Origin of the sequence: Streptomyces phaeochromogenes, from assembly GCF_001418655.1 — a bacterium.
In the GTDB taxonomy this organism is placed as follows: Bacteria; Actinomycetota; Actinomycetes; order Streptomycetales; family Streptomycetaceae; genus Streptomyces; species Streptomyces phaeochromogenes.
On record NZ_LIQZ01000405.1, the window covers coordinates 20,619 to 31,868 of the forward strand.

Annotated in this window: 8 protein-coding genes and 1 pseudogene; 7 read left to right on the forward strand and 2 right to left on the reverse strand. The window is 72.3% G+C overall.

Going from position 1 to position 11,250, the window contains the following annotated elements; translation table 11 throughout:
* The first annotated feature begins 52 nt into the window (after positions 1–52).
* On the forward strand, positions 53–1,768 hold the full coding sequence (locus tag AOK17_RS40445; protein ID WP_425424676.1) for an ABC transporter ATP-binding protein: 1,716 nt from the start codon (positions 53–55) through the stop codon (positions 1,766–1,768).
* On the forward strand, positions 1,765–3,786 hold the full coding sequence (locus tag AOK17_RS54165; protein WP_425424677.1) for an ATP-binding cassette domain-containing protein: 2,022 nt from the start codon (positions 1,765–1,767) through the stop codon (positions 3,784–3,786). The genes AOK17_RS40445 and AOK17_RS54165 overlap by 4 nt, the downstream gene beginning before the upstream one ends.
* Here AOK17_RS54165 and AOK17_RS54170 read toward each other — a convergent pair.
* A pseudogene (locus tag AOK17_RS54170) lies at positions 3,712–4,578 on the reverse strand (response regulator transcription factor); the annotation flags it as partial. The gene AOK17_RS54165 and the pseudogene AOK17_RS54170 sit on opposite strands and share 75 nt — an antisense overlap.
* Here AOK17_RS54170 and AOK17_RS40455 point away from each other — a divergent pair.
* Entirely contained in the window at positions 4,478–6,649 is a 2,172-nt protein-coding gene (locus AOK17_RS40455; RefSeq protein WP_055617623.1) for a SpoIIE family protein phosphatase, read from the forward strand. The pseudogene AOK17_RS54170 and the gene AOK17_RS40455 sit on opposite strands and share 101 nt — an antisense overlap.
* Before the next feature lie 170 nt (positions 6,650–6,819).
* Here AOK17_RS40455 and AOK17_RS40460 read toward each other — a convergent pair whose 3' ends face one another.
* Positions 6,820–8,154, reverse strand: a complete 1,335-nt coding sequence (locus AOK17_RS40460; RefSeq protein ID WP_055617624.1) for a S1 family peptidase — start codon at positions 8,152–8,154, stop codon at positions 6,820–6,822.
* A 185-nt stretch (positions 8,155–8,339) separates the two neighbouring features.
* Between AOK17_RS40460 and AOK17_RS40465 the strand changes: the two genes are divergently transcribed.
* The 4 genes from AOK17_RS40465 (at position 8,340) to AOK17_RS40480 (ending at position 11,236) form a co-directional block, all read left to right on the forward strand.
* A complete protein-coding gene (locus tag AOK17_RS40465) occupies positions 8,340–8,753 on the forward strand; it encodes a PaaI family thioesterase (RefSeq protein WP_055617625.1) in 414 nt (137 codons plus the stop codon).
* A 175-nt stretch (positions 8,754–8,928) separates the two neighbouring features.
* Positions 8,929–9,624, forward strand: coding sequence for a type 1 glutamine amidotransferase domain-containing protein (locus tag AOK17_RS40470; protein ID WP_055617626.1), 696 nt, complete (start codon positions 8,929–8,931; stop codon positions 9,622–9,624).
* Between the two features lie 482 nt (positions 9,625–10,106).
* Positions 10,107–10,322, forward strand: a complete 216-nt coding sequence (locus tag AOK17_RS40475) for a hypothetical protein (protein WP_055617627.1) — start codon at positions 10,107–10,109, stop codon at positions 10,320–10,322.
* Between the two features lie 107 nt (positions 10,323–10,429).
* Positions 10,430–11,236, forward strand: a complete 807-nt coding sequence (locus tag AOK17_RS40480; RefSeq protein ID WP_055617628.1) for a biotin/lipoyl-containing protein — start codon at positions 10,430–10,432, stop codon at positions 11,234–11,236.
* Positions 11,237–11,250 lie beyond the last annotated feature (14 nt).

The following is an 11,250-nucleotide window of genomic DNA, read 5'->3' on the forward strand; positions in this document are numbered from 1 at the left end:
CCCGATCCCCAGTGGGGAGGGGCCGCCCGGGGCCTCGCACGGCGGTGCGCTGTTGCGCGCGGCAACCCGGCACAGCGGCTTCCGCTGCGCGGCCCTCGCCTTCCTGTCCCTGGCCGGGACAGCAGCGGGCCTGCTGCTGCCTGCCGCGCTGGGCCGGGCGCTCGACGCCATGCTGGCGGCCCCCTCCCGGGCCACCAACTGGGTGCTCTACTGCACGGCCTTGATGCTGGTGCTCGCCGTGCTCGACGCGTGCGAGACCGTACTGGGCGCGACCACGAACGCCCGCGCCACGGCGTGGCTGCGCGAGCGGCTCACCGGACATGTACTGGACGTGGGACCGCGGGCCGGGCACCGCTTCGGGCCGGGTGAACTCGTCGCGCGCCTCGTCGGCAACGCCGCGCAGGCCGGAACGGCCCCCGCCACACTGGCAGGGCTCTTCGCCGCGCTGGCCGCTCCGCTCGGGGCGGTCGTGGCGCTCTGGCTGATCGATCCCCGGCTGGCACTCGTGTTCCTGGGCGGGGTGCCCGTCGTCGTGGCGGTGCTCCGGGCCTTCGCGCGCAACTCCTCGCGGTGCGTGGCGCGTTACCAGGAAGCGCAGGGGCGGATCGCGGGCGCGCTGGCGGAGGCGATCGGCGGCACGCGCACCATCGCGGCGGGCGGTACCGCCGACAAGGAGGTGGCGCGGATCCTGCGGCCACTGCCCGAACTGTCCCGCGAGGGCCACCGGATGTGGCGAGTCCAGGGGCGTGCCGCCGCACAGGCCGTCGGGGTGGCGCCGCTGCTGCAGATCGTGGTGCTGGCCACGGCCGGGCTGCTCCTCACCCAACACCGGCTCTCCGTCGGTGAGTTGCTCGCCGCCTCCCGGTACGCCGTACTGGCGACCGGCGTCGGCGTGCTCGTCGGCCGGCTCGGCGGGCTGATCGAGGCCCGGGCTTCGGCACGCCGACTCGGCGAGGTGCTGGACGAGCCGGAGACCGCGTACGGGACACGCCATCTCCCGCCGGGGCAGGGAAAGTTGGAGCTGCGCGCGGTGGCCGCCCGGAACCGCGACGGCCGTACCGTGCTGGACGGTGTCGACCTCGTCGTGCCCGGCGGAACCACCATGGCCGTCGTCGGGCGCTCGGGTGCGGGCAAATCCCTGCTGGCCGCGCTCGCCGGGCGGCTGGCCGACCCGGACTCCGGCGAGGTGCTCCTCGACGGGGTACCGCTTCGCGAACTGGACCGACCCACACTGCGACACGCGATCGGCTACGCCTTCGAACGCCCCGCCCTGCTCGGCGAGACCGTCGAGGACACGATCGGCTTCGGCCACCCGACACCGCACCCGGACCGGGTCCGGGAGGCCGCCCGAACCGCCCGCGCCGACGACTTCGTACGCCGTCTCCCCCACGGCTACGCGACACCCTGCGCCGCGGCCCCCCTGTCCGGCGGTGAGGCCCAACGCCTCGGTCTGGCAAGGGCGTTCGCACGCGGCGGGCGGCTGCTGATCCTGGACGACGCGCTGTCGAGCCTCGACACGGTGACGGAACACCACGTCACGGAGGCACTCTTCCGGCGCACACCGGGGTACGGCCGCCTGGTCGTCGCCCACCGGGCATCGACAGCCGCCCGGGCGGACTCGGTGGCCTGGCTGGACGGTGGGCGGGTGCGGGCCGTCGGCCGGCATGCGGAGTTGTGGGCACAGCCCGGATACCGGGCCGTGTTCGGGAGCGATACGGGCGACAAGGCCAACCACACAGGCGACGAGCGGAACGGAGGGAGTTCGTGAGCGGGGACCCGCCGGTCGACCTGCGGCCCGGAGGCGAGCCGCCGCCTGGCGCCCGCCGCCCCGGCGCCACCACCTCGGACAGGCACAACAGCGTCCACCGGCGCGGGCTCCGCTTCCTCCGGGCCAGGCAGCGCGTGGTCGGGCGGCTCGCCGCGTGGTCCGTGCTGGAGACGGCGCAGACCTTCCTCACCGGGTACGCGCTGGCGCGGGCCCTCGACGCCGGGTTCCTGGCCGGTCGGGTGGACGTCGGGCTCGGCTGGCTCGCGACGGCCGCTCTCGCCGTGGTCGTCGGGGCGTACGGGACCGGGCGGGTCTACGGGGCCGTGGCCGCGCTGGTCGAGCCGTTGCGGGACCGGCTCGTGCGGCACGTGGTCGAGCGCGGGGTGTGGGACGCCGACCGGGGCGCGCTGTCCCGGCTCACCCAGCAGGTGGAGATCGCCCGGGACACCTTCGCCGGACTGGTGATGGTGTCGCGCTCGTTCGTGTTCACCGCCGCCGGCGCCCTGATCGGCCTCTTCTCGCTCGCGCCGCCGCTGCTGCTCGTGGTGGCGCCACCACTCGCGGCCGGGGTCGCCCTGTTCGCCCTGACACTGCGTCCGCTGACCCGCCGCCAGGAGGCCTTCCTCGTCGCCGACGAGGAACTCGCCGACCGACTCGGCACGGTCTGCCCGGGATTGCGGGACATCACGGCCGCCGGTGCCGAGGACCAGGTCGCAGCCGACGCGGGGGCGCTCATCGCGGCCGAGCAGTACGCCGCGCGGTCCCTGGCCCGCTGGGGCGTCCTGCGGGTGGTGGCCCTGGCGATCGGCGGACAGCTCCCGATCGTCCTCCTGCTCGCGACCGCGCCCTGGCTCCTCGCACACGGGGTCACCCCCGGCGCGCTGGTGGGCGCCCTCGCCTATGTCACGCAGTCCCTGCTCCCGGCCCTCCAGAACCTGATCCACGGCCTGGGCACGAGCGGCTCCCGGCTGGCGGTCGTCCTCCGCCGACTCGCACCGGACACTCCGGCACCCACGAACGCTCCCGCCCCTGCCCCTGCCGCCGCTCCGGACACGACATCCGCACAGGGCGCCGCGCCGCCCGGCCAACCCGCCGCCGTCACCCTCTCCTCCCTCACCCTCTCCTCCCTCACCTTCGCCTACGGTCCCGCCAGCGAGCCGGTGATCGACGGCCTCGACCTGTCCGTCCCCCACGGCACCCACCTGGCGATCGTGGGCCCCAGCGGCATCGGCAAGTCCACGCTCACCGCCCTCATGGCCGGGCTCCTCACGCCGACCCGGGGATCCGTCGACGTACACCCGGCGCCCGACGGCCCCGACCCCGGCCACCCCGGGCACCCCATCCGCGTACTGATCCCGCAGGAGGCGTACGTCTTCACGGGGACGCTCGCCGAGAACCTCGGCCAGTTGCGGCCGGACCCCGTGCCCGAGCGGGAGCTGCTGGCCGCGGCCGAGGCCCTCGGGCTGGGCGCGCTGCTCGACAGGCTGGGCGGGCCGACGGCCGAGGTCGACCCCGGGACCCTGTCCTCGGGCGAGCGCCAGCTCGTCGCGCTGACCCGCGCCTACCTCGCGCGGGCCCCCCTCGCCCTGCTGGACGAGGCGACCTGTCACCTGGACCCGGCGGCCGAGGAGCGCGTGGAGCGCGCCTTCGCCCGGCGGGGCGGCACCCTCGTGGTCGTGGCGCACCGCATCAGCTCTGCCCTCCGCGCCGACCGGGTACTGGTCATGGACGGCCGGCGGACCACGTACGGCAGCCACGGCGACCTGCTGGGGCGGTCCCCCCTCTACCGCGACCTGGTCGGTGCCTGGTCGCCGGCCGGCGGAGCGCCGGCCGCTCCGGCCGCCCATCGGCCGGGGACGTCACACCCAGCCCTCCCCCTGCGAGATCCGGATGGCGTCGACACGGTTGCGGGCGCCGGTCTTCCGCGTGATCGCCGCCATGTAGTTGCGTACGGTCCCGTTGGACAGATGAAGACTTCCGGCGATCTCCGCGACGGAGGCACCCTCGGCGGCCAGTGACAGCACGCTCAGCTCCCTGCTGGTCAGCGGCATCCGGGCAGCTCTGAGGAAGCCGAAGCCGAGCGAGTCGTCGACGAAGCGTTCGCCCGCGGCCACCCGCCGTATCGCGGAGACCAGCCGCTCCGGCGAGCCCTCCTTGTCGACGTAGCCGAGCGCCCCGGCGTCGAACGCTCGCCGCAGGAGACCGGGTCTTCGCGCCGTGGCCAGCACCAGCAGGCGAGGGTCCGCCGTGCCCCGCCCGCACAGGTCGCCGAGCGGCGGCATCTCGTGCGAGTCGACGCGTTCGAGATCCGCCGCGCAGACGTCGGGCCGCAGCGATCGGGCGCTCCCGGACGCACCGCGCCACTCGGCGTCGAACACCGTCAAGTCGGATACACGGCGCAGCCACTCCGCCAGGACCGACCGCACCAGACACACGTCGTGCACCAGAAGCACCCGGATCACGTCCGTCCCTTCCCCCTCCCCCTGCCGATTCCGTCGTGCTCTGCGCGTGTGCCCAATGACAGGCGCGTCCCACTTCTCTCCTGTCCCGGGCGTGAAGAACCGGCCATGGTCGGTGACCGAGGCGCCGAGGACGGTGCCGGTGGCGTCGAAGCCGGTGGCCGTGGCGCCCCGGGCCCCTCGCCGTGCGGGAACCGCCCTCCCGGGGGAGCCTTGTGCCCTGGGCTCCTTCGCGTGTCCGTGGGAGGAGGTGGTCGGCGTGTCCGACTGGCACGTGTCCGGGCAGGGACGGGACGCCGCCCCGCCGCCGGTCGGCCGGCCGTTGCTGTCGCTGACGCTCGCCGCGCTCATGGACGACGTGCACGCGCACTCGGGCGCGGTGTATCTGCTCACTCCCGGCGAGCCGGTCCTTGAGATGGCGGTGATGGCCGGGCTGCCCAGGGCCTTCGCGGCGCCCTGGGAGCGGGTGGGCCTGAGCGCGCCGATCCCGGTGGCGGAGGCGGCGCGCGACCGGCGGCTCGTGTGGGTGAGCGGTGAGGAGGACATGGCCCGCCACTATCCGCGGATCGCCGTCGTCCTGCCGTACCCGTTCGCGCTGGCCGCGCTGCCGGTGGCGACCGACCGGGCCACCTACGGGGCGGTCTTCGTGACCTGGCCCGGCTCGCACCCCCCGGAGCTGTCCGACCGGGAGCGGGACCATCTCATCGCCGCCTGTGACCGGCTCGCGCTGCGCCTGGAGCGGGCCGTCGAGGAGGGCCGGCCGATTCATCCCGAGCCTGATCTGATCGCTCCGGCGTCGGTGGCGACCGTGGCCGGAACACTCGGCGCGGTGGAGGCGGTGCGGATGGTGGCGCGGCTGCCGTACGGGCTCTGCGCGCTCGATCTGCACGGCCGGATCAGCTTCGCCAACGCGGCGGCGGCCGACCTGCTCGGCCTGCCGGTCAGCGGGCTGCTCGGCACCCAGCTGTGGGCGACCGTGCCGTGGCTCAACGATCCGGTCTACGAGGACCGCTACCGGGCCGCGCTGCTCAGCCAGCAGGCGACGTCGTTCGTGGCGCTCCGGCCGCCCTCGGACTGGCTGTCGTTCCGGCTCTATCCCAGTACGAACGGGCTGAGCCTGCGCATCACCCGGGCGCGGGCCGTGGCGCGGGAGGGCCCTGCGGGCTTCCGGCACGCCGACACCGGCACGCGCCTCGTGACCATCTCGCAGGTGCTGAGCCTGGCCGGGGCGCTCACCGAGGCGGTCGGTGTGCAGGACGTGGTGCAGCTGGTCGCGGACGAGATCGCGCCCGCCGTCGGCAGCCAGGCGCTGGTGCTCCTCGGCTCCCAAGCGGGCCGACTGCACGTCCTCGGGCACCGCGGCTATCCGGATCCGCATGTCGTGGAGCGCTTCGACGGGATGCCGCTGACCGACCAGACACCCGGGGCGCACGCGCTGAGAAGCGGTGTGCCGACCTTCTTCGACTCGCGTCAGCAGTTGGAGCGCCTGTACCCGGCCCGGAACGCCACGCCCGACGGCATGGCGGCCTGGGCGTTCCTGCCGCTCATCGCGTCCGGGCGGCCGGTGGGCACCTGTGTCCTCGCGTACGCCGACCCGCATCCCTTCCCGGCCGACGAGCGCGCCGTGCTGACCAGCCTCAGCGGGCTGATCGCGCAGGCGCTGGAACGGGCCCGTCTCTACGACGCCAAGCACCAGCTGGCGCACGGTCTGCAGGCCGCGCTCCTGCCGCACTCGCTGCCGTCCCTGCCCGGCATCGAGGCGGCTGCCCGCTATCTGCCCGCGACCCAGGGCATGGAGATCGGCGGGGACTTCTACGACCTGGTGCCGACGGGCGGCGAGGGCGCGACCGGCGGCCAGGCCGCGGCGGTGATCGGGGACGTGCAGGGCCACAACGTCACCGCGGCCGGCCTGATGGGTCAGATCCGTACCGCCGTACGTGCCTACACGACCGTCGGCCAGCCGCCCGGGGAGGTCATGAGCAGCACCAACCGGCTGCTGATCGACCTGGGTACGGAACTCTTCGCGAGCTGTGTCTATCTGCGTCTGGACCCGGCGCACGGGCAGCTCGTGATGGCCCGGGCGGGGCATCCGCCACCCCTGCTGAGAAAGCCGGACGGGAAGGTACGGGTCCTCGACCTGGCCGGCGGGCCGCTGCTCGGCATCGACCCGGCCGCCACCTATCCGACCACCGACGTCGCGCTGCCGCCCGGGTCACTGCTCGCCCTCTACACCGACGGGCTCATCGAGTCCCCCGGCGTCGACATCGAGGACGCCCTGGCCGGGCTGGCCCAACGCCTCAGCGAGATCGGCGACCGCCCCCTCGACGAGGTGGCCGACTCCCTCGTGGAACACAGCGGAACAGCGGAACAACGGGTGGACGACGTGGCCCTGCTGCTGCTCCGCGCCCGCCCCACGTCGTAAGGGGCCGCGGCCCTTCAGGGGCACGGGGAACTGCGCGCCCGGCCCCCACGCCCCGCACGCAACACGCCACCCCGAGGCGGCCCCACGCACAGAGCGGCCCGGCCCCCAAAGGGACCGAGCCGCTCCAAACCAACTGACAAGCGTTACCGACGTACGTTCAGGTCACGGGGTCACTGACGGTTCGTGAGACCCGACTCGTCGTCCACGCCGTTGCCGTTCTGGTCCTCGACCTGACCGTTCTGGTCCTCGACGCCGCCGACCTGCTCCTCGCCGCCGACCTCTTCGCCGCCGACAGCGTCGCCACCGGCACCGGCCTCTTCGCCAGCTCCGGCTTCCTCACCGGCACCGGCCTCTTCACCGGCGCCGGCCTCCTCGCCGGCACCGGCACCCGCGTCGCCCGCACCGAGCGTCGCGCCGACCGCGGCCAGCGCGGTGGTCACCGGCTGGAAGAAGGTCTCGCCGCCGACGGTGCAGTCGCCGCTGCCGCCGGAGGTCAGGCCGATCGCGCTGCCGTCCGCGGTGAACAGGGAGCCGCCGCTGTCGCCGGGCTCGGCGCAGACGTTGGTCTGGATGAGACCGGTGACCGTGCCCTCCGGATAGTTCACGGTGGCATTGAGACCGGTGACCTCACCGTCGTTCAGGCCGGTGGTGCTGCCCATCCGGATGACGGCCTGGCCGACCGCGGCCTCCGCGGCCTGGGTGATCTCCACCGACTGCTGGCCGGTGTTCACGGTGCTGGGTGCCTCGGTCGCCGGGTCGTCGTACTTGACGAGGGCGAAGTCGCCGTCACCGGGGAACGTGGCGGCCTCGACCGTACCGATCGGTGCGCCGGCCTCGGAGTCCGACCACTCGGCAGCGGCGACACCGCAGTGACCCGCCGTCAGGAAGGCCGGGGAGCCGTCGTCGGCGACGACGTTGAAGCCGAGCGAGCAGCGTGCGCCGCCGCCGAAGATGGCGTCGCCGCCCTCGACGAACGTCTTGAACGTGCCGGCCGACTTCTTGATGGTCGCCATGCCCGAACCGAGGGTGCTGACGGTCGACTCGAGCTGGTCCCACTTTGCGCCCGTGACGGTGCTGTCGGCGGTGACCTGGATCTTGTTCGTCCTGGGATCGACGGCCCACGAGGTGCCGGGGATGGTCGCGTCGGCCTTCAGCGTCTGCGAGGCCGCCGTGAGCTCCTTGGTGCTGTTGTCGACCTGCTGGACGACGGCACCGGCCTCCTCGGCCTGAACGATGATGTTGTTGTCGTCGCCCACGACGTTGATGATGAGCTGCTGCTTGCCCGAGTCGTAGTACGCACCGGCATAGGCTTCACCGAGCAGTTCGGCCAGCTGCGAGGCGAGGTCGGACGCCTCCGCGGCCTTCACCGTTCTGGGGGCGGCACCTTCCGTCGCATCGGTCTGGGACGCCATCGCGTTGGGCAGGATGAGTGCCGCCGCGCCGAGCGCCACCACGCTTCCTGCGGCTATGACGGCCTTGCGCTTGGGTATCCGCTTGTGACTCAACTTCTTGACCTCCTGGGGACTGGGGGGTCCGAGCCGCCGTCTGGCAGCTGACTGCGGGCGCCTGGATGGCTGTAGGTACGCAAGCGGTGCGTGTGGCGTTCAACGTCTTTCCTCAACTTCCTTTGCGAAAGCATGATTCAGCCGTGCCGGGTGACCCGTCGCCGATGCCGGGGAACAATGCCCGCATGACGCTGACCACCGCTGATGCGGACAAGATCCTCTCGGCGAACTTCGCCCCCTGGGTTCTCGAACTCGGTCTGTCGGTCGAGGAGTTGGGCGACCGTCGGGCGGTGCTGCGGCTGCCCTGGTCCGATCGGCTCGCCCGGGAGGGCGGCTCGCTGTCGGGGCAGGCCCTGATGGCCGCGGCGGACACGGCGACGGTGATCGCGGTGTCGGCGGCGCGTGGCGCCTACGGGCCGATGACCACGGTCCAGCAGTCCACGTCCTTCCAGCGTGCGGTCATGGAGGCGGACGTCCTGATCGAGGCGGTCGTGACGAAACTGGGCCGCCGGACGGCCTTCGCCGACATCACGATGACCGCGGAGGGCACGGAGGAGATCGCGGCCCGCGCGAGCGCGGTGTACGCACTGCTCGGCTGATTCGCGGTCCGCTGCCGGACGCGGAGCCGCCCATGTGAGTTGCCGGCGGCGAAAGGCCGACATTCGGGCGCACCGACGGCCATTCGGGTCTATTCCCGTGATGCCATTGGAAATCCGATGCCCTCCAATGGATCCCCTATTGGATATCGGTGTCCCGTCGGCCTACTTTCGAGGCATGGCAAAGATTCTTTTCGTAGTGACCGGTACCGACTTCTGGACTCTCGCCGACGGCACCAAGCACCCCACCGGCTTCTGGGCCGAGGAGGCCGTCGCCCCGCACAAGGCGTTCAAGGCTGCGGGGTACGAGGTCGTCGTGGCCACCCCGGGCGGCGTCGTGCCGACCGTGGACCGGGGCAGCCTGGCTCCCGAGTTCAACGGCGGCGAGGAGGGCGCCGCCGAGGTCACCGCCGCTCTCGGGGCGTTCGCCGAGCTCCAGCACCCCATCCGTGTGGAGGACGTGGACCTGGCCGAGTACGCGGCCGTCTTCTACCCCGGCGGCCACGGCCCCATGGAGGACCTCGCCGTCAACGCGGACTCGGGGCGGCTCCTCACCCTCGCCCTGGAGTCCGGCAAGCCGCTCGGTGTCGTCTGCCACGCCCCGGCCGCACTGCTGGCCGCCACGAAGGAGGACGGCTCCAACGCCTTCGCGGGCTACCGGCTGACCGGCTTCACCAACACCGAGGAGACCCAGGCCGGTTTCGCCGACAAGGCCAAGTGGCTGCTGCAGGACCGGTTGGTGGAGGCCGGCGCCGACTTCCAGGAGAGCGAGCCGTGGGCGCCGTACGTGGTCGTCGACCGCAACCTCGTCACGGGCCAGAACCCCGCCTCCTCCGCGCCGCTCGCCGCCGAGCTCCTGAAGAAGCTCGGCTGACGCCACTCCCGTAACAGAGGCCATCGGCTTGCACTCCGCCACCACGCGGTAACAGCCCGTTCGAGTCAGGGAGCGGAATCCCGGCTTCAGCAAATCTGCACATCGAATACGCACCCGGGTCACGGCACGCGACGAATCCACACAGTGGATCGTCGCGTGCCGCGTCTTTGGAGAGGTGTGCCCGATTCGGGCCGGCACTCTTTGTTGCCGAAATGTGAATCACCCCGGGGGCATGTGAAGAAGTCGCCACCGAGACGTGCGCACGCCTGCACCGTTGGGTCGATCCGGCTGTCAAATGCCCTGATCACATGGGTCGTTGATTGGATGAGTGGCGCGGCAGCGTGCTTTGATCCATTGCACCGCGGGGGTCGTTCGACGGTTCCCGGTTCCGGGTTCCGGACGCCCGCGGTCGCGGCCGTCCATCTGTCCCCAGAGGGGGCCGCTCCCCCCTTGTGAATATCAATAGGAAGGGAAGTTCCATCATGAACTCCACCCCCCAGGTTGCCACCGTCGAGATCTCCGACGCTGAGCTCGACAACGTCTCCGGTGGCCTCTCGGTCAACGCGCTCGGCACCGTCACGGGCGTCGTCGACGGCATCGCCCCGGTTTCCGGCCTGGTCGACACCGTCGTGGGCACCGTTGAGGGCGCGACCGGCCTGAACACCGCCCCGGTCACCGGCCTGGTCGCCGGCATCTGATCACTCTGTGATCGCATAGCGTGCCGTGAGTCCCGGAACCGCTTCCCGGTTCCGGGACTTACGGATGTCGTAGTTCGGATCTCATTTCTCGCAGGTGAGGGAAGACCGTGCAGTTCCGCCAACAGGCCCTCGCCAAGCTGCAGTCGCCGGAGGAGCTCGACCTCCCGGTGCGCTTCGCCCGCCCCCAGGGCTGGCTCGTGCTGTTCGTGACGGTGGTCGTCATGGCCGCCGCGTCGGTCTGGGCCGTGACGGGCTCCGTGGCGTCCACGGTCAGCGCGCCCGCCATCCTCACGCACGGGCAGGGCAGTTACCTCCTGCAGAGCCCCGTCTCCGGCCAGGTCACCGCGGTCGTCGCCGAGCAGGGCCAACGGATCGCCGCGAACGCCCCCGTGCTCAAGGTCCGTACCGCGAAGGGCGAGACGGTCGTACGCAGTGTCGCCGCGGGCCGGGTCACCGGGCTCGCCGCCACGATCGGCGCGATCATCAGCACCGGTACGAACGTGGCCGCCGTGGAGAAGGTCGCCGACACCGACGACCCGCTGTACGCGACGGTGTACGTGCCCGCCGAGAACGCCGCCATGATTCCCTCGGACGCGGCCGTCGACCTCACCGTCCAGTCCGCGCCGACCCAGCAGTACGGGGTGCTGCGCGGCCATGTGAAGTCGGTCGACCGGGCCGCCCAGTCGGAGCAGCAGATCGCCGCCTTCCTCGGTGACAGCCAGCTGGGTGAGCAGTTCACGAAGAAGGGCAGGCCGGTGGCCGTCCTCGTCCGGCTCGACCGTTCGTCGGGCACGAAGTCCGGCTACAAGTGGTCGTCGGCGGACGGTCCGCCGTTCCGGCTGAGCTCCATGACCGTGGCCTCCGGCTCGATCCGCCTGGAGGACCAGCGCCCGATCGATTGGCTGCTGCCGTGAGCGCGACCGACGAG